Origin of the sequence: Cryobacterium shii (assembly GCF_004402595.1) — a bacterium.
Lineage (GTDB): Bacteria > Actinomycetota > Actinomycetes > Actinomycetales > Microbacteriaceae > Cryobacterium > Cryobacterium shii.
Window position 1 is genome coordinate 217896 of record NZ_SOFY01000011.1, and the last position, 21395, is coordinate 239290.

The following is a 21395-nucleotide window of genomic DNA, read 5'->3' on the forward strand; positions in this document are numbered from 1 at the left end:
GCTTCCAAGGCGAGTACCGTGGCAGGCAGAGAGGAGATCCGGGCGCGCACGAGTACTGTCGGCGGCCCGCGATCGGCTCTCACGGCCCGACTGCGGAAGGGACTTTCGCGGCGGGGAACTCGATCCCCCGAGGAGAGCAATCCAGATGACCAGTACAGAAGAAGTCCGCCGCAACGACAACGGGCCCCAGCCCGTTCGACCGGATTTTGTTTCCGGCCCCTGGCAGGATTCGATCGACCTACGCGATTTCATCCAACGCAATTACACGCCGTATCTGGGCGATGCAAGCTTCCTCGCGGGAGCGACGGAGCGCACGAAGGGGATCTGGGCCAAGTTGTCCGAGATGTTCCCCGAGGAACGCCGCAAGGGTGTCTACGACGTCGACGCGACCACCCCGGCCTCCATCACCGCTCACGCACCGGGTTACATCGACCGGCCCAACGAGGTCATCGTGGGCCTGCAGACGGATGCCCCGCTCAAGCGCGCGATCATGCCCTTCGGCGGCTGGCGCATGGTCGCCACCTCGCTCGAGACCTACGGTTATCCCGTGTCTCCCGAGCTGGAGAAGATCTTCACCGACTACCGCAAGACGCACAACACCGCCGTCTTCGACGTCTACCCGCCGGCGGTGCGCCGTGCGCGTAACAGCCACCTGATCACGGGTCTGCCCGACGCGTACGGCCGTGGCCGGATCATCGGCGACTACCGCCGGGTTCCGTTGTACGGCGTCGACGCCCTGATCGCAAGCAAGAAGAACGACCGCGCCGAACTCGACATGGAGCCCTCGACCGAGGACATCATCCGCGCCCGCGAGGAGAACTCCGAGCAGATCCGGGCCCTGAAGGAACTCGTCCAGATGGCCGCGAGCTACGGATTCGACATTTCGAAGCCGGCCGTGACGGCGAAGGAGGCCGTGCAATGGCTGTATTTCGCCTACCTCGGGGCGGTCAAGGAACAGAACGGCGCTGCCATGTCGTTCGGCCGCAACGCGGCGTTCCTCGACGCGTACCTGGAACGCGACCTGGCCGCCGGAGTGCTGACCGAAGAAAGCGCCCAGGAACTCATCGACGACCTCGTGATCAAGCTCCGGATCGTGCGCTTCCTGCGCACCCCGGAATACGACGAGATCTTCGCCGGCGACCCGACGTGGGTGACCGAATCCCTCGCCGGCATCGGTGAAGACGGCCGTCCCCTTGTCACCAAGACCACGTTCCGGTTCCTGCAGACGCTGTACAACATCGGCGCCGCACCGGAGCCGAACCTGACCGTGCTGTGGAGCAGGTCATTGCCCGAGGGCTTCAAGCGTTTCTGCGCCCAGGTCTCGATCGATACCTCGGCGATCCAGTTCGAGTCCGACGAGATCCTCCGGGCCGCGATGGGTGATGACGTCGCGATCGCCTGTTGTGTCTCGCCGATGCGCGTGGGCAAGCAGATGCAGTTCTTCGGTGCACGCGTCAACGCCGTCAAGGCGCTGCTGTACTCGATCAACGGCGGAAAAGACGAGGTGTCGGGCAAGCAGGTCGCTCCGGAGACCATGCCGAACGCCGAAGAGGTGCTCTCGTACGACACCGTCTTCCCGGCCTACCTGGAAACGCTCGAGTGGCTCGCCGAGACCTACATCAACGCGCTGAACTGCATCCACTACATGCACGACAAGTACGCCTACGAGCGTCTGGAGATGGCCTTGCACGACAAGGACGTCATCCGCACCATGGCCTGCGGCATCGCCGGCCTGAGCGTGGTCGCCGACTCCCTGTCGGCCATCAAGTACGCCACGGTCCGCCCGGTGCGCGACGAGACCGGCCTGGTCGTGGACTACGACGTCGAGGGCGAGTTCCCGCTCTTCGGCAACGATGACGATCGGGTCGACTCCATCGCGGTGGACATCGTCGAGCGGTTCATGAATATGATCCGCAGCCACCCGACCTACCGCGACGCGATCCCCACCCAGTCGATCCTGACGATCACGTCCAACGTGGTCTACGGCAAGACCACCGGCAACACGCCCGACGGCCGTCGGGCCGGCGAGCCGTTCGCGCCGGGGGCCAACCCGATGAATGCTCGCGACACGCATGGGCTCCTCGCGTCCGCGCTCAGCGTCGCCAAGCTGCCGTTCAGTGACGCGCAGGACGGCATCTCGCTGACCAGTACGGTCGTGCCGAGCGGGCTCGGCCACAACGAGGAGGAGCAGATCACGAGCTTGGTCGGCCTGATCGACGCGTACACGTCGGCGACCGGCTACCACATCAACGTGAACGTGCTCAACCGCGACACGCTTGAAGACGCCATGGCGCACCCGGAGAACTATCCGCAGCTGACGATTCGCGTCTCCGGCTACGCGGTGAACTTCGTGCGGCTCACCCGCGAGCAGCAGATGGACGTCATCAGCCGCACGTTCCACCAGCACTGACCCGACCGCCATCCAGGACGAACGTCAGGCCCGGGTGCGGAATCGGTTCCGCGCCCGGGGTCTGAACATCTTCTGAGTCTCCCCAACCGGTGTCAGTACCAGCCTGAGGATTCGGAATGGTTCCAGGCGGCGCACGGTGTGCCGTAGCGGCCCGCGATGTAGCTCAGGCCCCAGGTGATCTGCGTGGCTGGGTTGGTCTGCCAGCGGCGCCCGCCGTGGCCATCTTGCTGCCGGGCAGTGCCTGCGGGATGCCGGTGGCACCGCTCGAGGAGTTGTAGGCGTTCAGGTTCCAGCCTGATTCCCGTTGCCACAGGCTCACGAGGCAACCGAACTGGTCGGCGCCCCAGCCGTACTGCGCGGCCATCAGATCGCGGGCGATCGCCTGGGCTCCGCTGGGGTTGGCCGGCGCTGACGGTGCCGGGGCGGGTGCGGGAGCGGGAGCGTTCGCCGCAGCCTCGGCCTCGGCCTCGACCTCGGCCTGCGCGTCAGCGGCAGCCTGAGCCGCAGCGGCGGCCTGGGCTGCCGCTGCGGCCTGCGCGGCGGCGGCCTGTTCGGCGGCCTGCTTCGCGGCCAGCTCGGCGGCCTGCTTCGCGGCTTGCTCGGCGGCCACCCGGTCGACCTCGGCCGTGGAGGCCCGCACAGTCGCCGTTTCGGCCCTGGTCTGGTCGACGGGATCGAAGACCCGCTCGGGTTCGAGAACGGTGTAATGGGCCAGTGAGGTGACGGCGCTGGAGAGGGACGTGATGTCCGTCTTGCCCTGGCCCGCCTCCATCACCATTTGGGCGTCCGAGAGAACGCTCCTCGCGGCAAACGCCGCATGCGCCGGCAAGATGACGGCGAAGCCGGACGTCTGCTCGGGATGGGCGCCGGTGGTCACAGACAGTGCCTTCGTGGCGGCGACGCGCTCGCTCTCGGCCTGGGCCGACAGGGTCTGCCAGACGAGACCGGTGCCCAGGATGGACCCGACCGCAAGAACGGCACCGGCAACGAGCAGGCGCTGGCGTCCTCTGCGCCGATGGGTCTCCTCATGGCGGGTGACGCCATGGTCGGCGCTGGCTTGGTCTGCACCGGCCTGATCGGCACTGGCTTCGTCGTTACCGACTTGACTGCCGGTTTCCTCGGTGATGGCGGACAGGAACAATTCAAATTCAGAGGTAGGCATGACTTCCACGGAGCGAATCGCTCGTGCGTGAAGCGCCAACGGTTCTTGTTCGACTTCCTCAGGCGGGGACCCGCCCGGGCGAAGCTGCAAAAATGCACCCGTTTTCTGTATAAATCCTCATGTTAAGCTGGCAAACTCCCGTTAAGAGTGGCTGACCGGTGCTCTTCCGCAGCCGGTCTGGCCAGTTGATCTCACGCTGATCGGGAGATCCGCTCTCGCGCCTCATTCCGTTGGTTTGTCTGGACGTGCCCCCTCAACAGGCCGCCCACATGCCGGCGCGGGCCAGCGCTGCGGAGTCTTCGGCGGCTCGGAGGAGACCGTAATAAGCGTCGTTCGGGGCGATCATGAGCGACTCGGCCGCACCGGCGGCGACGAGTTCGTAGTTGACGAAACGCCCGTCATCGGTCCACAGGTAGAACAGGCTGCGGCCGTACCGGTCGGTCGGATCCCGGTCCGCCGTGACCCAGACGGTGCTGCCGTCGGGCAGCATTGCCTCCAACTGGGCTCTCGCCTCAGCGCCGAAGCATTCGGCGGCGTCGCCGATCTCGGGAGTGTCGAGTCCGACCAGCCGCACCTTGACGTCATCGGTGTTCGGCACGAGGTCGTTGGGCGCACCGGCGCTGAGAAAGAGGGTGTCACCGTCGTGCACATGCTCGACGGTCATGGCGACCGCGTTGGCCGGTCTCCCCGGAACCGCGGCCGGGGACACGCTCGGGTCGCCGGCCGCGGCCGAAGAGTCCGTGCTACCGGAGCCCGGGTCTCCCACCTGAGTGCTGCTCGAGTCGTTGCTGCCGGAGCCCGTGCCGCCGATGCTCTGCCAGCCTCGGAGCCAGGTGTCCGCCACCGAAGCGAGCGGTCCCGGCCCCTGCAGCGCGACGACCCCGAGCAGGCCGGCAACCACCACCAGAACCAGCAGGCGCGAACCGGACTTTCTCTTCTTCCCCATGCCTTGAGACTAGGAGATCGCGCGATCCACGCGACCCACGCGACCCAGACTCGCGTTGCCTGAACGGGCGCCGGGTCGGCGTAATCGCTGCCGGCAGATCAGCCGCGTCCCTGACGAATTCGACGGAGATTTTGCCCAAAACGCCCCCAAACCCACCGAAACGCCCTCTTTACAGCAGAATCTCCGTCGAATTGGTTCGGGGACCCACGCGGGAGCCGCGAGCGACGGCCGATCCGCGCAACCGATCGATCCGCGCTCACACGGCCAGGCCCGGCTCCGTCCGTGACGCACTGCGCTCGTGCGGCGTGGCCGCCAGCGAGACGGCCTGGGTGGAGAGGGAGGCAGTCGAGAGCGACGTGGCCGACAGGGACGGAGCACCGCGCCGATCGAGGTGGATCCCCGCGAGCATGCAGCGGATGGAGCCGCCCGCCAGCTCGATCGTGGGCACGTCGAGGGGCAGAATCGTGCAGCTGCGCTCGATCACGCTGCGCTGCCCGGCGGTGAGGCAGTCGAGGGCGCGGCGCGAGAGCACCAGCATCCGCCCGCCCGGGCCGTGCAGCTCGATGGCGTTGCCAGCGAAGTTGCGGATCTGCTCCCGGTCGAGGGCGATCACCTCGCGGTCCTGCGCGGTGAGTCGTTCCACGACGTGGCTGCGCCGCGAGGACGACTGGATCAGGTCCAGCCCGACCAGGGCGAAGTCCGTGGCGATGCACATCAGGACATTGGTGTGATAGATCGGCCGGCCGCTCTCGTCGGCCGCGTCGAAGACGATCGGTTCGTAGCCGAAATTGGTGCAGAAGCGCTCCAGCGCGATCGGGTCCGCCCGGCGCGACCGGGCCACATAGGCGATCCGCCCCGCGTGGTCGAGCACCATCGCCCCGGTCCCCTCGAGGAAGACGTCGTCGAGTTCGAGCCCGGAATAGTCGACGACGTCCTGCACCCGGTAGCGCTGTTTCAGCATCTCGACGATGTCGCCGCGGCGTTCCGTGCGGCGATTCGGCGCGTGCATCGGGTACAGGGCCACATGCCCGCCCGCGTGGGTGGAGATCCAATTGTTCGGGAATACGCTGTCCGGCCGCCCGGGCCCGTCGTCGTCGAACAGGTGCACGACGATGCCCCGTGACTCCAGAGTCTCGGCCACCCGGGTCACCTCGGCGTAGGCGGCTTCGGCGATCAGGGCCGCATCGTGCCCGGCATCGACGGATTGGAAGGCGTTGTCGTGCGCCGTTTCCGGGTTGGGCGTGAAGAAATGAGGTCGGATCAGCAGAACGGCCGACGGGGCCTGTACGGACATCGGACTCAGACTCGGCTCAGACTCGAATTCGGACTCAGGCTCGGACTCAGACGAGAACGGGCGCGCCGGCGGTGACGAGCCCGAACAGGTCCTTCGGGTCGTCGGGGTCGGCCACGAGGTCGATGTCGGTGTAGAACCGGGTCTGGTCGACGGCATCCTGCAGGAAGCGGAGCGCGGAGAAGTCCTCGATGGCGAAACCGACCGAGTCGAAGACGGTGATCTGATCAACGGATGTGCGTCCAGAAGCCTGGCCGAGGAGGACCTGCCACATCTCGGTGACGGGGAACTCGGGGTGCATCTGCTGGATCTCGCCCTCGATCCGGGTCTGCGCCGTGAACTCCACGAAGACGTCCGAGCGGTGCAGGATGGCGCCGTCGAGTTCGGTCTTGCCCGGGCAGTCCCCGCCGATCGCGTTGATGTGCACTCCGGGGCCGACCATGGCGTCGGTGAGCACGGTGGCGTTCGCCTTGTCCGCGGTGCAGGTGGTGATGATGTCGGCGCCGGTCACGGCATCCGTGGCGCTGGCCGCGACGACGATCTCGAAACCGAGCGGAGCCAGGTTGCGCACGAACTTCGCGATGGCGTCGGGATCGGTGTCCCAGACGCGCAGCCGGTTGATGCCGAGCAGGCCGCGGAACGCCAGGGCCTGGAATTCGGACTGCGTGCCCGTGCCGATCATCGCCATGGTCTGCGAGTCGGGCCGGGCCAGGGCGCGGGCGACCATGGCCGAGGTGGCGGCGGTGCGGAAGGCCGTGAGCACGGTCATCTCGGACCAGAACGTGGGGTAGCCGCTCTGCACGTCGGCGAGGACGCCGAATGCGGTGACGGTCTGCAGGCCGCGCGACGGGTTCGACGGATGTCCGTTGACGTACTTGAATCCGTACGTGACGCCGTCGCTCGTGGGCATGAGTTCGATCACGCCGAGCGGGGAATGGCTGGCCACCCGCGGCGCCTTGTCGAACGTGGGCCAGCGGCGGAAGTCGCGCTCGATGTACTCGACCATGTCCGTGAGGATGCGCTCCACCCCGGTTTCGGCTGCCCACCGGTTGATGTTTCCCACGTCCACAAATCGCACCATGTGCGGCTCCTCTCGATCAGGATTTCAACCGTATGCATAGGCGATGTGCAGCCGCCATGGGTTCATCGCCGCAATCTGACCACTTCATCGAGCACTCTGTGCGGTGTTTATATACACTTTGTGTAATGTATCCCCTCGACGACCTCGACCGCCGCCTCCTGTCCGCCCTGCGCGTGAACGGCCGCGAGCCCGTCGCCAGCCTGGCCCGCGACCTCGGGGTCACGAGGTCGACGATCAACAGCCGCCTCAAGCGTCTCACCGACTCCGGCACGGTGGTCGGGTTCGGCGTCAGGATCAGGGAGGACCGGGACCCCAATTCGATCCGGGCGATCACGCTGATCGAGGTGGAGGTCCGGGCCATCGCCCAGGTCATCCACGCCCTGCGCGGCTATCCGGAGGTGAAGGCCCTGCACTCCGCGAACGGCGGCTGGGACCTGGTCGCCGAGCTGCGCACCGACACCCTGGCCGACTTCGACCGACTGCTCGGGCAGGTGCGCTCGATCGAGGGCGTGCTGAACAGCGAGACCAGCCTGCTGCTCAGTTCGGTCTCGACCGGGGACCTGCCCGGCACCTGAGACGCCGAACCTAGGAGTTCAGCGAGGAGGCGAGGCCCGAGGAGAGCATGGACAGCACGAACCCGGCCGCCGTGACGATCCAGGCGACGGTCTTGTTCTCCGCGTACCCGGCCAGTGGCCGGCCGTGTTTGTCGCGCTGGGCGCCCGCCAGGACGAGGATCAGGTCGATCAGCCACCAGAGCCCGAAGCCGCCCACCGTCAGCAGCTTCAGCAGGCCGGTTCCGACCTTGCCAAGGTAGAACCGGTCGATGGCGAGGAAGCCGAGCAGCCAGGCGAACAGCCAGGTCGCCACGAACGACTTCGGCGGCGGCGAGTAACCGGGCGTGACTGGCGGGTACGGCTGCGGAAGGTACTGCTCTGTCATGGCGGGGATCTCCTTGTCGATGAGAGAGTGTCGCTAGACATAGTGATACCGATACCCGACCCGTGGGCCTTGAACCTCAGATCAGGCCGGGGAACCGCCCGCAATCTCGTAGGACCACAGCTCGCTGCTCATCCCGACGGGCGGCCGCGCCGCGGGCTCGCCCTCCGTGGCCGGCTCGGCGCGGTGGCCGTGTCCGAAGGCCGGCGAGCTGACCCAGGCCCGGAAGGAGTCCTCATCGGCCCAGCGGGTCACGACCAGCCAGGTGTGGCGGTCATCCGTGGGCCTCAGCAGTTCGAATCCCTCGAAGCCGGGCCGGTCGTCGACGGCCCCGGCTCGGGCGGCGAACCGGCGTGCCAGCTCGTCACCGTTGTCGCCCGGCACGGTGATCGCGTTGATTTTGATGATCGTCATCGAAGTTCTCCCTCTCGTTGATCCACAGTCTGCGTCCCATGCTGTCACTCCCGGATACCTATGCTGGAGTCGACATGCGACTCTTCCTGATCCGCCACGGCCAAACGCCCGCCAACGTCCTCGGACAGCTCGACACCTCCCACCCGGGGCCGGGCCTGACCGAGCTCGGCACGCGGCAGGCCGCCGTGATCCCGGACACGCTCCGGCTGGACTCGGTCGACGCCATCTTCGCGTCGACCCTTCGTCGCACGCAACTCACGGCCCGGCCTCTGGCTGCCGACCGGTCCATCGAGGTGCGGGTGTCCCCCGGGCTGCACGAGATCGAGGCCGGCTCCCTCGAGGGGCTGAACGACCCGGCATCCGTTCACACGTACATGCAGACCGTCTTCGCCTGGGGCGCCGGCGATCTCGACGCCCGGATGCCGGGGGCCTCGGACGGACACGCGTTCTTCGCCCGGTACGACGCCGACATCGCGGCCGCCACCGCCGACGTCGAGACGGCCGCCGTCTTCAGCCACGGCGCGGCGATCCGGGTCTGGACCGCGGCCCGCACCCTCAACATGCCGCCCCGATTCGCGGGCTCGCACGACCTCGAGAACACGGGAGTGGTGGAACTGAGCGGCTCAGCGACGGATGGCTGGACGCTCGTTTCGTGGGTCGGCCTGCGGATCGGCGGGCCTCTGGCCGACCTGGATACCGAGGGCGCCCAGCCAGTGGCGTGACCGCCGGCTTCAGATCTCTCTCCCCCGCGGCACCTTCGGCCGGACGAGGGCGTGACTGTCCCGCAGCAGTTGCTCGACCAGGGCGTCGTCGATCTGCCCGTCAAGCACGATCGTGATCCAGTGCTTCTTGTTGAGGTGGTAGCCCGGCGTGATCTGCTGCGGGAACTCCTCCCGGAGCGCACGGCTCTCCTCCGGGTCGCACTTGAGTGAGACCGCGAGCGGTTCGCCAGCGAGGGCGCTCAGGGCGAAGATCTTGCCGTTGCCGCTGGTCTTGAACACGCTTGTCTCCTCACCGAAGGGGAACGTCTCAGTCGCCTGCGGAAGACTCAGGCAGAACTCGGCAAGGGCATCCGGTGTCATGGCTACGAGACTAGACGGACTCCGGCGCGACGGTGAAGTCCGGCTCCGTCGCCGCACGGACCTCCTCGACGGTGACGCCGGGGGCCAGACGTCGCAGCAGGAGTCCGGCATCCGTCACATCGAAGACGGCGATGTCGGAGATGATGCGGTCGACGACCTTCAGTCCGGTCAGCGGGAGGCTGCATTCGTTGACGATCTTCGCCGACCCGTCCCTGGCCGTGTGCTCGGTGAGCACGACCACGCGGGGGGTGCCCGCCACGAGGTCCATGGCGCCGCCCATGCCCTTGACCATCTTTCCCGGGATGGTCCAGTTGGCCAGGTCACCGCGGCCGGAGACCTGCATGGCACCCAGAATGGCCACCTTGATGTGCCCGCCGCGGATCATGCCGAACGAGGCCGACGAGTCGAAGATCGAGCCGCCGGGCTGCACCGTGACGGTCTGCTTGCCGGCGTTGATGAGGTCGGCGTCTTCCTCGCCGTCGAACGGGAACGGGCCCATGCCGAGCAGCCCGTTCTCGCTCTGCAGGGTCACCTGCACGCCATCGGGCAGGTTGTTGGCAACGAGCGTGGGGATGCCGATGCCCAGGTTCACGTAGTCGCCGTCGGAGAGTTCCTCGGCCGCGATTGCGGCCATTTCGTCGCGCGTCCATGCCATGGTCTTGCTCCTTGCGGTCGGTGTGTGGTCGGTGCGGTGTGTGGCTGGTGCTTGTGTGCCCGGCGAGTTCGTCAGGCCGGCACGGTCACGGGCCGCGGGCGCACCGTGCGCTGTTCGATGTCCTTGACCCGATTCGAGGCCCGCACCAGGCGCTGCACGAACACCCCGGGGGTGACAACGTCGTGAGGGTCGATCTCGCCGGGCTGCACGATGATCTCGGCCTCGGCGATCGTCAGACGGCCGGCCGTCGCCACCACGGGGTTGAAGTTGCGGGCGGTGTAGCGGTAGACGAGATTGCCCGCGGTGTCGGCCCGATAGGCGTGCACGAGGGCGACATCCGCGATGATCGCCCGCTCCTGGAGGTAGGTCTCGCCGTCGAAGTCGGCGAGCGGCTTGCCCTCGGCGATCAGGGTGCCCACGCCGGTCTTCGTGTAGAAGGCCGGGATGCCGGCGCCGCCCGCGCGGAGCCGCTCGGCCAGGGTGCCCTGCGGGCTGAACTCCACCTCCAGCCTGCCGTCGATGAGCTGCTCGGCGAAGAGCTTGTTCTCCCCCACGTAGGAGGCGATCACCCGCCGCACCTGGCCGGCCTCGAGTAGAACGCCGAGGCCCTTGCCGTCGACGCCCATATTATTGGACACGACGGTGAGATCCTTCACCCCGGATGCCCGCACGGCGTCGATCAGGTCGGCCGGGATGCCGCAAAGACCGAAGCCGCCGACCGCCAGGACCATGCCGTCCCGGAGGACGTCGCTGAGAGCGTCATGTGCGCTGGACCGAACCTTGGTCATGGAATTCTCCTCGTTGAGCATCCGTGTTGATCAATCGGGTTGAGCATCCGGTTCGTATCCACCTTATGGACGCTGCGTCTGTCCGTCATGTTAGGGGTCTGATCGGGCGGCTGTCAATCAGGGCGGATCTGCCCATTTCATTGTGTATCCACGCCGTGATCACTAGGCTGCACAACATCCACATTATGGACAGGAGCCAGGCATGACCGGCATGAAAATCAATCAATCCGTCCCGGTGCAGGGCGCCCAGGTGGTCACCCGCGTCGCCAGGCTCCTGCAGCTCGTCGGACGCAATCCCGCCGGCACTCCCCTGGCCGAGATCGTGCGGGACTCCGGGCTGACCAGGCCCACCGTGCACCGGTTGCTCAGTTCTCTGGCCGCCGAGGGCCTGCTCGACCATGATCCGGTCACGCACACGTGGCACTACGGGCCGGAGATCTTCGTGATGGGAACGGTCGCCGCCCACCGCTACCCGATCGAGGAGCTGGCGCGGCCGAGCCTGCTCCGTTTGGCGGAGGAAACCGGCGAAAGCGCATTCCTCTCGATCCGGCGCGGCGCGGAGACGGTGTGCCTGCTGCGCGAGGAGGGCAGCTTCCCCATCCGGTCGTTCGTGCTCTACGAGGGCCTGCGGCTGCCGCTCGGGGTCGCCTCGGCGGGCCTGGCCATCCTGGCGTACCTGCCCGAGTCCGAGGTCGGGCAGCTCCTGGTGCAGGACGACGCCTTCGTCGATCGGTGGGGTCAGAACCACTCGCCCACCGCCATCCGGGCCAATCTGGAACAGACCAGGATCACCGGCTACTCGGTCAACCCGGGGTTGATCCTGGAGGGCAGTTGGGGAATGGGGGCGGCCATCTTCGACCGCTCCGGGCAACCCGCCTGGGCTCTGTCGTTGACGGGCATCGAGCGGCGTTTCACCGCGGAGCGGCGGGAGATCCTCGGCCAGCTGCTGCTCGAGGAGGCCAGCCGCATCACCCAGGCGCTGCAGCGCGCACGCGTCTAGGGCCTGTCGACGGCGCACGGGCCACCCGTGCATTAGCCTCCAGAGATGGGGACTTGGGACGTTGTCGTGGTCGGATCGGGGGTATGCGGGCTCACGATCGCCCACAATCTGCAGGAGCACGGACGTTCGGTGCTGCTGTTGGACAAGGGATCGCGCCCGGGCGGACGCCTGGCGAGCCGCCCCCTCGCCGGGGCGCTGCTCAACCCCGCCGCCGACACGGTCGTCACCCACGATGCGCACGTGATGAGGGAGATCGCCCGCAGAACCGAAGCCGAGTTCGCTGCGGAACCGGATCATGGCGCGCGCTGGCGATTCGCGGCATCCGCCGGCGATGTGGCTCGCACGTGGGCGGCCGGCACCACGCTTCAGCGCACCTTTGTGACGCAGATCGAGGTGGCGGACTCCGGGCTCCTCCGCGTTGTACCCCACGCGTCCGGCGACCCCGTCATCTGCCAGGCGGTCGTGCTGACTCCGCCGGTTCCGCAGAGCGTTCAGATTCTGCGCACGAGTCACCTCAGGGTCAGCGCGGCCCTGGCGGAGGTCGGCTACGACAAGCGGGCCGTGCTGCTGTGTGTCCTGCGCGGGGATGTGGGCGGCGAGCTGGCGTCGCACGAATCGACACTCGTCGACGCCATCCGCGTTCGGCGGCGGGACGACTCGGGGCTGGTCTGGCTGGAGGTCTTCGCGACCCCGCACTGGAGCGAGTCCACCTGGAACCTGGACGCGAATTTCGTCCACTCGGCGCTGCTGGTCGAGATGAAGCGGCTGTTCCCCGGTGCGCACGCCGTGGACTCCGAGCTGAAGCGCTGGCGTTACGCGAATGCGGTCGCCGCGCTGCCGGGCGCCGGGTTTGATCAGAGCCAGGACCACCCGGGTATCTTCGTCGCGGGTGACGGCTTCGGCAGTGTGGACGGGCATCCGGCCGGGGTCTCTCGCGCGGTCCGCTCCGGCCTGGACGTGGTGCGGGCGCTCTCCTGAGAGTCGTCGATCACTGGGGTGGCTCCAGCACAGCGTGCGGTGCCGCGTCTAACCAATTCGACGGAGATTCTGCCGTAAAAACCCGATTTCAGCCCGATTAGGGCCGATTTGGGCAAAATCTCCGTCGAATTCGTTCAGTCAGACGTGGTCGCGCCAGCTGTGCTCGGGTGCGTAGCCGAGCATCCGCCGGGCCTTGTCGATCGAGAGCAGGGTGACGTTCTCGCCGACCTCCCGCAGGTCGACTCCCGGGAAGACCTCGGCGGCCAGCTCGGCGTTCGGCCGGCTCATCACCGTGTCGGCCGCGGCGATGATGAATGCCTCGAAGCCCGGCTTCGCGTTCTCCAGGGCCCGCAGCACGGCCTGGGCGCCGTCACGGCCGTCGATGTAGCCCCACAGGTTCCATTTGCGCAGGGTGGCGTCGGCGTCGAAGGCGGGGAAGGCCGCGTAGTCCTCCGGGTCCTTCACGTTGGAGAACCGCAGCGCCGTGATGCTGAGCTCGGGGTCCCAGCGGGTGAGCTGGATCGCCATCTGCTCCTCGAGATGCTTCACCAGCGAGTAGGTGCTCTCGGGCCGGGCCGAGTATTCCTCGTCCACCGGAAGGTAGGGCGGGGCGATGTCGAACGGCAGCCCGAGCACGGTCTCGCTGGACGCGTAGACCAGCTTCTTGATGCCCGCCCGCCGGGCCGCCTGGAACACGTTATAGGTGGAGAGGATGTTGTTGTGGAACGTGGCCACGTCGGGAACCAGGCCAGGTGCCGGGATCGCACCCAGGTGCACGATGGCGTCGAACCCGGTGTGCCGGTCGTCGACACCGAGGACCGCGTCGACGACCTGGCCGTAGTCCTTCAGATCGACGACGACCAGACCGGGGTTCCGGTCGCCGTCGCGGTCGAGGTTCAGCACCTCGTGGCCCTCGGCGATCAGCCGCTGCACGACCGTCCGGCCGAGTTTTCCGCTTCCGCCTGTGACAACAACCCTCATGGAGAACTCCTCTTTCGTTGATCACAAGCGTACGTTGCAACGCCGTGCCGCCCACCCGGCTCGCTCGCCCGAAAGCCGGAGAGAGAATGAAGGAGTGAGCGACGCCGGCGAATTCGTGGACATGACACTCCGAAACGAGGGGGATGCGTACCGGGCGGCGGCGGAGAAGGACCGCCTGGGCAGTGACCTGCGGTTCTACGGTGCGACGGTCGGTGCGGTGCGGGGCACGATTCGCGATGTCGCCCGCCGGTATCCCGGTCTGACGCACGACGACATCACCGCGCTGAGTTCTGAACTGTGGGCGGTGCCGGTGTTCGAGCGCCGCCTCGCGGCAGTCGTGCTGCTGCAGTCGAACGTGCTCGTTCTGGACAACTCGGATCTGACCCGGATCGAGGGCTTCGTGCGCGGCGCACGTCTGCCTGCCCTGGTCGATCCGCTCGCCCGCGACGTGGTCGCTCCCCTGCTGGAAAGGCTCGACCAGTCCGGTCGCACCCGGGCGAACATCGTTCTCGAGCGCTGGGCCGGGGACAGCGACCGGTGTCTCCGCCGGGCCGCCCTGCTGGCGACGACCCTCCGGTAGAGCGGCCTCGGCAAGAGCGTCAGAGCTGCGGCAGCACCTGCTCGCGCACCTGCTTGCGCAGGATCTTGCCGAGCATCGAGCGCGGCATGTCCTGGATCTGTACGATCCGCCGTGGGATCTTGTACGCCGCGAGGTGCTCGCGGCAGTGCGCGCGCAGGGCCTCCTCGTCGAGCCGGGCGCCCGGTTTGAGTTCGACCGCGGCGACGACCAGTTCCCCGCCGCGTTCGAGTGCCTTGCCGAACACGGCCGCGTCGACGACATCCGCGTGCAGGCGGAGCACGGCCTCGACCTCGGAGGGCGAGACGTTGAAACCGCCGGTGATGACGAGTTCCTTGGCGCGGTCCACGATCGTGGTGAAGCCGTCTTCGTCGACGGTCACGATGTCCCCGGTGCGCAGCCAGCCGCCGGGCAGGAGCGTCTTCGCGGTTTCCTCCGGGTTGTTCCAATAGCCCTGGAAGACCTGCGGGCCGTTCAGGAGCAGCTCTCCCGGCTCGCCCTGCGGCACCTCCCGGGTGGGGTCGTCCAGGTCGACGACCTTCATCCGGGTGGACGGGAACGGCACGCCGATCGTGCCCGTGCGCCGGGTCGGGTGGAACGGGTTGCCCAGCGCGACCGGCGAGGATTCGGTCATGCCGTAGCCCTCCACGAGCAGGCCGCCCGACACCGATTCCCACAGTTCGACCACGTGGTCGGGCAGGTTCATCGCACCGGAAATGCAGTATTTGCAGGAACGGAGCGAGATTCCGCGCTCTTTCGCGACCACGGCGGTGCGCTCGTAGATGGGCGGCACCGCGCAGTAGACCGTCGCAGGCGACTTCTTCATGGCGTCGAGGATCAGGTTGGGGTCGAACTTGGGGAACAGCACCAGCAGGGCCTGCTTACGGATGCCGTAGGTCAGGTAGAGCGTCATGCCGAACGCGTGGAACATGGGCAGGATCGCGTAGAAGATCTCCTTGCGGTACTCGGCCCCCTGCATCCAGGCCTCGCCCTGCAGGGCGTTGGAGTACAAGTTGAAATGGGTCAGCATGGCGCCCTTGGGCTGGCCGGTCGTGCCGGAGGTGTACTGGATGGCCGCGAGATCGGTGACCGCGGGCCGGGGGTGCTCTGGATCGATCGGACCGTGGCTGAGCAGGTCTTTCCAGGGGATCGTTTTCGGGGCCGGCCCGGTCAGTGCCTCACGGGACTCGCGCAGGCTCTTCACCGGCAGGTGCAGGGCGAGGCGCTTGATCGCGGGGAACGCCTCGAGGAGGTTGACGGACACGATGTGGTCGATCTCGATGTCCGCGGGGAAGGTGCGAATGGATGCGACGGACTTGTCCCAGGCGATCACGATGCGGGCCTGGTGGTCCTCGAACTGGTGGCGCAGCTCCCGGGCGGTGTAGAGCGGGTTGTGCTCCACCACGACGGCGCCCAGGCGCAGCACCGCGTAGAAGGCGACAACGTGCTGGGGGCAGTTCGGCAGGAGCAGGGCCACACGGTCCTCCGCCCGCACTCCGAGGCCGCGCAGGCCCTCCGCCGCCCGGTCGATCTGGTCGCCGAGCTCGGTGTAGCTGGTGCGGCGGCCGAAGAACTCCAGCGCCGGATGGCTGCCGGCCTCGGCCACGGAACGCTCCAGCATGGCCACGAGCGACTCCTCGGGGAGGTCGATTTCGGCCGGGACGCCCGGCTGGTAATTCTTCACCCAGGACTGTTGTTCGATATTCGACATTCTCATATCCTCCCGCGATTCACCCCGCGGCTTGGACAGGGTAGACGAACAGGGCGCCCACGTCGACTACCGTTGTAATATGCACACCCCTGACACCAGCGAGGCAGAGACTGCCCGCGTAACGAAGACCTTCGCCGACCTTGGGCTCGGAGATTCAATGCTCAAGGCCCTCAAGGACGTCGGGTACGAGACTCCCTCCGCCATCCAGGCCGCCACCATCCCCCCGCTTCTCGCGGGGCGCGACGTGGTGGGCCTCGCCCAGACCGGAACCGGCAAGACGGCCGCGTTCGCCCTCCCGATCCTGTCGCGCCTCGACCTGGCGCAGAAGACCCCGCAGGCACTCGTGCTCTCCCCGACCCGTGAGCTCGCCCTGCAGGTCTGCGAGGCATTCGAGAAGTACGCCGCCCACATGCGGGGCGTGCACGTGCTCCCCGTCTACGGCGGCCAGGGCTACGGCGTGCAGCTCTCCGCGCTGCGCCGCGGGGTGCACATCGTCGTCGGCACGCCCGGCCGCATCATGGACCACCTCGAGAAGGGCACGCTCGACCTGTCGCAGCTGAAGTACCTGGTGCTCGACGAGGCCGACGAGATGCTGAAGATGGGCTTCGCCGAAGACGTCGAGACGATCCTGGCCGACACCCCGGAGGACAAGCAGGTCGCCCTGTTCTCGGCGACCATGCCCGCGCAGATCCGACGGATCTCGAAGAAGTACCTGAACGACCCCGAAGAGATCACGATCAAGAACAAGACCACGACCTCCGTGAACACGACCCAGCGCTATCTGATGGTGTCGTACCCGCAGAAGGTCGACGCGCTCACCCGCATCCTCGAGGTGGAGAACTTCGAGGGCATGATCGTGTTCACCCGTACCAAGAACGAGACGGAACTGCTCGCCGAGAAGCTCCGCGCACGTGGCTACTCGGCCGCGGCCATCAACGGCGACGTCGCCCAGGTGCAGCGTGAGCGCACGGTCAACCAGCTCAAGTCCGGCAAGCTCGACATCCTGGTCGCAACGGATGTCGCCGCCCGCGGCCTCGACGTGGATCGAATCAGCCACGTCGTCAACTACGACATCCCGATCGACACCGAGTCGTACGTGCACCGCATCGGCCGCACCGGCCGTGCGGGCCGCAGCGGCGCCGCGATCAGCTTCGTCACGCCCCGCGAGCGCCACCTGCTCAACGCGATCGAGAGGGCGACCCGCCAGCCGCTGACGCAGATGCAGCTGCCGAGCTTCGAAGACGTGAACGTCACCCGTCTGGCCCGCTTCGACGATGCGATCACCGAGGCTCTCAGCCAGTCCGACCGGATCAGCGCCTTCCGCGACATCATCGGCCACTACGTCGCACACCACGACGTGCCCGAGGCCGACGTGGCCGCGGCCCTCGCCGTCGTCGCCCAGGGCGAGACGCCCCTGCTGCTCACCCAGGCGGATGCCCGCGCCCAGCGGCCCGAGCGTGCCGACCGCGGCGACCGCGCCGAGCGCGCCCGCGCCGATGCCGGTCGCGGTGACCGCCGTGACGACCGCGGCGAACGCGGCGAACGCGGCGAACGCGTGGAGCGCGTGGAACGACGCCCCCGCGACAGCAACCGGTCGATGGCCTCGTACCGGATCGAGGTCGGCAAGCGCCACAAGGTGGAGCCCCGGCAGATCGTCGGAGCGCTCGCCAACGAGGGTGGCCTGAGCCGCGAGGACTTCGGTCACATCCAGATCAACCCCGAGTATTCGCTCGTCGAACTGCCCGCCGACCTTCCCAGCGACGTTCTGGCCCGCTTGGACAACACCCGCATCAGCGGCAAGCTGATCGAGATCCGCGCCGACGGCGGCCCGGTGCGCCGTGAGGACCGGGCCGAACGCCCGCCGCGCCGGCCTCGCGACTAGTCGCGACGCTGATAACGACGTGAGGGGCTCGGAGTAGCCGGCTCAGCCCGCGAGGCCGCTGTTGGCCACTTCGAACTCCTCCACGTCGATGATCTGCATGGCCTGCTCCGCGCTGCTGTCGGCGCGGACGGCACTCGCTGCCTCCCGGCTCGCCGCGAGGGCATACGTCGTCTCCCACAGGGTGATCGACAGGGCCTTGCCCTCCTCCAGGCTGGTTAGAAAGTAGACCCCGCGGCATCCGGGGATTGCCAGCACCCGCGCAACGGTCTCCTCGGTGTGGTCCACGACGGTTTCCGGCCCTGTCCGATAGGTGCTGACTCGAGCGAACATGACTTCTCTCCTTCTGGCGACGGCTTCTCACGAGTACTGACACCAGTAAGGACCGAAGGTCGTCCTCGCACAATGCGGCTATGACACAACCCGGATTCGAGGAACACTGGGCGTAGGCCCGAGGGCAGGACGCATTCTCGGATCTCACGGCGGGAGATGAGCATGCGATCTGTGGTGAAGGGTGGTGCGCTGGTCGTCGCGGCAACGACGTTCCTGACCGGGTGCACGGCGCAGGCAGCCACGGATGCGCCGGACGGCCTGACCTGGGCCGAGCGCTGGTCCGAGACCTGGAACGGCTTCTTCGACAGTTGGCTGGCACCGCTCGCGTCGCCGGGGTGGGCAATGCTCATGCTGGCCGCGCTTGCCCTCGTCCTCGCCCGGCTGCTCGCGTTCATCCCGATCATGTGGAGGGGCAGGACCAGCCAGACAACCGTGAATCGATTCAAAGGGTGGGGACTCGCACTGATCCTGACCGGAGCCGTGGCGGTGGTCTCGTGGGCGGGCGGCGCCGGGGCCCGCTGGCTGTTGGCCGCTGCCGGGACCCTTGCGGTCGTCGCCGGCACGGCCGCCTTCTCCCGCGGGCTGGCCACCGACCGCCGGATCTCCGTTCAGGTCCGCGACGACACCGGCAAACCCGTCGAGTCGCGCACGAGGAATGTCATGGTCCTGTTGACCGGGCTCGGCGGGAGCAAACCCGAAGGATTGCACTTCGCGATCGGGAGCGACGTCGAGGTCCTCTCCGATGCGTCGCTCTCGGGCGTGCTGCCGGGCAAGGTGCTGGCCGTGCTGCAGGCCGTTTCGACCTTCGTCTTCGGCACCGCTCCCTGGCGTCTGTGGGTGGATGCCACGAGCCAGGACAATCTCGCCGTGAGCCTGACCCGCCACGGCCGGCAGGTTGACGCCACGGCCATCAACCGTGACGAGCTGAGATTGACCGAGGTCGATGGGGGCGGCGACGTCGACCTGGACAAGTTCGTGGCGGCATTCGCGCTGACGGCCCTCACCGAGGGCTACACGGATCTTGAGGGGCTCGCCGGCGCATCATCCTGGCGTGCGCTCGGACTGCACTACGTCGCGTCCACCGATTTCTACGACGACGACCGTGCCGCGAGTGCTCTCCGGCTCCTGAGCAGCGCCGTCAACCTCGACCCGAACAGCCACGCCGCGAGGCTCCTGCTTCAGTTCAGACAGCACCGCTCCGCAACGGAGTTCGAGGAGCTCCGGCGCTACGCCGACTGGCTCAGCAATGAAGCGGACCATCTGGAGGCGAAGCACCAGCCCGCGCACAGGTCGCCGTGGTGGTCGCGGACCCCCGCATTCCCCGTTCCCACCGAGACGGATCCCGTGGCCGCGGATTTTGCGATGCACTACCGACGGGTGCTCCTGAACTATGTGATCACCGTGGAGAACCTCGCGTCGATCCCGGATCAAGGGTCCGACCCGAGTACCACTCCGCAGGTGAGCCACGCGAGGGAGCGGGCTCTGCAACTGGTGCGCCTGATCGATGGCAGCAGAGGCGCGGAGGGCAGTCGGGGGCCAGAACTCACCCTGCTGGAACAGAACATGCGACTGGTGGCCGCCACCGGCTACGTCGCCCTGGGCGGGTCACAGGACCTCGCCGAGATCAATGGCCGGATCAAGGAAGCCGGCATGTCTGCCTCGCCCTGGGTGCGCTACGACCTGGCGTGCATGCTCTACGCCCAAAGCCGGGAGCAGACGAACGAGAAATGGAAGGAAGAGTTGCGGAATCTCGCCCTCGAGCACCTCGAGTACGCGATGATCGCCGAGCGACCGCGCAACTTCGTCTGGAAGGACCCGATGCTGGTCGAGCTGCACCCCGATCCCCGGTTCCAGAAGCTGGCGCGCATACCCCGCACCGACTTCTGGGATCTGGACCCGCTCGCGCCCTACCGGGAGAAGTTCGCCGACCTCGGCATCAGCAGCCCGCTTCATCTGTCGACTTTCGTGGGAACCAGGGCGGAGCTCAGCGACCATCTCGGGGCCAGCCGGCTGCACACGGCGCTTCTGCTGGACATCTCCGAACTCGCGAACCGCACGGAAACCCTCTCGCTCCTGCCGTGGGCGGGGCCTCTGCACAGCACGTACAAAGTGGAACTCGTATCCGCACTCCTCAAGGAGGGCATTGTCAGCGCCGCGGAACTCGGAAAGCTGGGCGAGCAGGAGCGGGACCTGCTGATCGCGAAGGTATTCCGCTCACTGGACCAGGGGTTCCCCTACGAGACGTTCGACTTCCTGATTGTCGCCGCCTGGGTGGATTCCCTGGTGCCGTGAGCCGGTGCCGTGACCCGGTGCCACTAGGCGGACTGGGTTCGCGTCGTCAGTGAGGCAATCACGCCGCCGTCGACGAGCAGGTCGGTTCCGGTGATGAAGGTGGAGTCCGGACCGGTCAGGAAGGCGACGGCCGCGGCAATGTCAGCCGGCGTTCCGATCCGGCCGGTCGCGCTGCCCGCGATCATGCCCCGCATCTGTTCACCATTGGGACCCGCGAGCTCCTGGGCGCCCATGGGTGTCGAGATGATCCCCGGGCTGATCGAGTTCACGCGGGCACCCCGCTCGCCCCAGGCCACCGACGCCGCGCACACCCGCACCGCGTTCGCCCGCTTCGAGAGGGAGTACGCGGCACCGGAGTCGGTGATCCCGCTCACTTCCAGCTCGGCCAGCCGGAGCAACTCTGCCGTGGGCGTCATCGCCAGCTTCACCTCCAGCTCCGGGGTGAGCCGGGCCAGATGGCCCGCCATCGAGGCGATGAAGACCCCGGAACCACCGGGCGCGATCACCGCGCCGAAGGCGTCCAGGACGAGGGCGGTGCCGAGCAGGTCCACCGTCAGGATCGCGTCGACGGAGGCCTGAACGGGTGAGAGTCCGGCGGTGTGGATGACGGTGCTCACCGGGCCCAGGGCCGCGGCATCCGTCGCCAGCCTGTGCACCGACTTCGCCTGCGCGACGTCGACGAGGTGTACCACGACGTCGAAGCCCTCGCCGCGAAGTCTGTCGGCCGCCGCCTGCAGCGCGACCTCGTCGAAGTCGGCAAGCACAACCGTGGCACCGAGACCCGTGCGGCGAACCGCCGCCAGCCCCATCCCGCCGGTGCCGATACAGACAACGATTCGCTTCTGAACGCTCATGGGAACCGGACCTCCAGGGCCTCAT

General features: G+C 67.5%; 20 protein-coding genes and 1 pseudogene. 8 read left to right on the plus strand and 13 right to left on the minus strand.

The window, feature by feature from the left end:
• Nucleotides 1-145 precede the first annotated feature (145 nt).
• Nucleotides 146-2410, plus strand: a complete 2265-nt coding sequence (gene pflB, locus E3O49_RS02765; RefSeq protein WP_134403056.1) for a formate C-acetyltransferase — start codon at nt 146-148, stop codon at nt 2408-2410.
• A 92-nt stretch (nt 2411-2502) separates the two neighbouring features.
• Here pflB and E3O49_RS18890 read toward each other — a convergent pair.
• From E3O49_RS18890 to E3O49_RS02785, 4 genes and pseudogenes are all read right to left on the minus strand, one after another.
• A pseudogene (locus E3O49_RS18890) lies at nt 2503-3572 on the minus strand (aggregation-promoting factor C-terminal-like domain-containing protein).
• Nucleotides 3573-3825: 253 nt separating this feature from the next.
• On the minus strand, nt 3826-4518 hold the full coding sequence (locus tag E3O49_RS02775) for a thermonuclease family protein (protein ID WP_134366311.1): 693 nt from the start codon (nt 4516-4518) through the stop codon (nt 3826-3828).
• 256 nt (nt 4519-4774) lie between these two features.
• Nucleotides 4775-5812, minus strand: coding sequence for a citrulline utilization hydrolase CtlX (gene ctlX / locus E3O49_RS02780; protein WP_198416009.1), 1038 nt, complete (start codon nt 5810-5812; stop codon nt 4775-4777).
• A 46-nt stretch (nt 5813-5858) separates the two neighbouring features.
• Nucleotides 5859-6890, minus strand: coding sequence for an ornithine cyclodeaminase (locus E3O49_RS02785; RefSeq protein ID WP_134366312.1), 1032 nt, complete (start codon nt 6888-6890; stop codon nt 5859-5861).
• A gap of 125 nt (nt 6891-7015) precedes the next feature.
• Here E3O49_RS02785 and E3O49_RS02790 point away from each other — a divergent pair, with 125 nt between their 5' ends.
• Nucleotides 7016-7465, plus strand: coding sequence for an Lrp/AsnC family transcriptional regulator (locus E3O49_RS02790; RefSeq protein ID WP_134405415.1), 450 nt, complete (start codon nt 7016-7018; stop codon nt 7463-7465).
• 10 nt (nt 7466-7475) lie between these two features.
• Here E3O49_RS02790 and E3O49_RS02795 read toward each other — a convergent pair whose 3' ends face one another.
• Both E3O49_RS02795 and E3O49_RS02800 read right to left on the minus strand, forming a co-directional pair.
• Nucleotides 7476-7829, minus strand: a complete 354-nt coding sequence (locus E3O49_RS02795) for a TM2 domain-containing protein (protein ID WP_134366314.1) — start codon at nt 7827-7829, stop codon at nt 7476-7478.
• An 81-nt stretch (nt 7830-7910) separates the two neighbouring features.
• Nucleotides 7911-8240 carry an antibiotic biosynthesis monooxygenase family protein gene (locus tag E3O49_RS02800; RefSeq protein ID WP_134366315.1) on the minus strand — a complete coding sequence of 110 codons (330 nt, stop codon included), beginning with the start codon at nt 8238-8240 and terminating at the stop codon, nt 7911-7913.
• A 38-nt stretch (nt 8241-8278) separates the two neighbouring features.
• Between E3O49_RS02800 and E3O49_RS02805 the strand changes: the two genes are divergently transcribed.
• Nucleotides 8279-8962 (plus strand): histidine phosphatase family protein, encoded by a 684-nt coding sequence (locus E3O49_RS02805; RefSeq protein ID WP_338144967.1) that lies wholly within the window; start codon nt 8279-8281, stop codon nt 8960-8962.
• A gap of 9 nt (nt 8963-8971) precedes the next feature.
• Here the strand turns inward: E3O49_RS02805 and E3O49_RS02810 are convergent, their stop codons facing one another.
• The 3 genes from E3O49_RS02810 to E3O49_RS02820 all read right to left on the minus strand — a co-directional run bounded on the left by E3O49_RS02810 (nt 8972) and on the right by E3O49_RS02820 (nt 10765).
• Nucleotides 8972-9322, minus strand: coding sequence for an MmcQ/YjbR family DNA-binding protein (locus E3O49_RS02810; protein WP_134366316.1), 351 nt, complete (start codon nt 9320-9322; stop codon nt 8972-8974).
• Between the two features lie 10 nt (nt 9323-9332).
• Nucleotides 9333-9977: a CoA transferase subunit B gene (locus E3O49_RS02815; RefSeq protein WP_134366317.1), complete on the minus strand. Its 645-nt coding sequence runs from the start codon at nt 9975-9977 to the stop codon at nt 9333-9335.
• 71 nt (nt 9978-10048) lie between these two features.
• The gene (locus E3O49_RS02820) at nt 10049-10765 is read right to left on the minus strand and encodes a CoA transferase subunit A (protein WP_134366318.1); all 717 of its coding nucleotides are present in this window, start codon (nt 10763-10765) and stop codon (nt 10049-10051) included.
• A gap of 202 nt (nt 10766-10967) precedes the next feature.
• Here E3O49_RS02820 and E3O49_RS02825 point away from each other — a divergent pair, with 202 nt between their 5' ends.
• Both E3O49_RS02825 and E3O49_RS02830 read left to right on the plus strand, forming a co-directional pair.
• Nucleotides 10968-11765: an IclR family transcriptional regulator gene (locus tag E3O49_RS02825; protein WP_241975755.1), complete on the plus strand. Its 798-nt coding sequence runs from the start codon at nt 10968-10970 to the stop codon at nt 11763-11765.
• Nucleotides 11766-11810: 45 nt separating this feature from the next.
• Entirely contained in the window at nt 11811-12743 is a 933-nt protein-coding gene (locus tag E3O49_RS02830) for an FAD-dependent oxidoreductase (RefSeq protein WP_134366319.1), read from the plus strand.
• A gap of 138 nt (nt 12744-12881) precedes the next feature.
• Here the strand turns inward: E3O49_RS02830 and E3O49_RS02835 are convergent, their stop codons facing one another.
• The gene (locus tag E3O49_RS02835; RefSeq protein ID WP_134366320.1) at nt 12882-13724 is read right to left on the minus strand and encodes an NAD-dependent epimerase/dehydratase family protein; all 843 of its coding nucleotides are present in this window, start codon (nt 13722-13724) and stop codon (nt 12882-12884) included.
• 94 nt (nt 13725-13818) lie between these two features.
• Between E3O49_RS02835 and E3O49_RS02840 the strand changes: the two genes are divergently transcribed.
• On the plus strand, nt 13819-14304 hold the full coding sequence (locus E3O49_RS02840; RefSeq protein WP_134366321.1) for a DNA alkylation repair protein: 486 nt from the start codon (nt 13819-13821) through the stop codon (nt 14302-14304).
• Between the two features lie 19 nt (nt 14305-14323).
• On the opposite strand, the gene E3O49_RS02845 is transcribed toward E3O49_RS02840, so the two are convergent.
• Nucleotides 14324-16012: a long-chain-fatty-acid--CoA ligase gene (locus E3O49_RS02845; protein ID WP_134366322.1), complete on the minus strand. Its 1689-nt coding sequence runs from the start codon at nt 16010-16012 to the stop codon at nt 14324-14326.
• Between the two features lie 79 nt (nt 16013-16091).
• Between E3O49_RS02845 and E3O49_RS02850 the strand changes: the two genes are divergently transcribed.
• Entirely contained in the window at nt 16092-17894 is a 1803-nt protein-coding gene (locus tag E3O49_RS02850) for a DEAD/DEAH box helicase (RefSeq protein WP_134402337.1), read from the plus strand.
• A gap of 42 nt (nt 17895-17936) precedes the next feature.
• Here E3O49_RS02850 and E3O49_RS02855 read toward each other — a convergent pair whose 3' ends face one another.
• Nucleotides 17937-18224, minus strand: a complete 288-nt coding sequence (locus tag E3O49_RS02855) for a hypothetical protein (RefSeq protein ID WP_134368002.1) — start codon at nt 18222-18224, stop codon at nt 17937-17939.
• 156 nt (nt 18225-18380) lie between these two features.
• Here E3O49_RS02855 and E3O49_RS02860 point away from each other — a divergent pair, with 156 nt between their 5' ends.
• Complete coding sequence (locus tag E3O49_RS02860; RefSeq protein ID WP_134368003.1) at nt 18381-20516, plus strand: hypothetical protein; 2136 nt, start codon at nt 18381-18383, stop codon at nt 20514-20516.
• A 23-nt stretch (nt 20517-20539) separates the two neighbouring features.
• On the opposite strand, the gene E3O49_RS02865 is transcribed toward E3O49_RS02860, so the two are convergent.
• Nucleotides 20540-21370: an SDR family oxidoreductase gene (locus E3O49_RS02865; RefSeq protein ID WP_134368004.1), complete on the minus strand. Its 831-nt coding sequence runs from the start codon at nt 21368-21370 to the stop codon at nt 20540-20542.
• Nucleotides 21371-21395 lie beyond the last annotated feature (25 nt).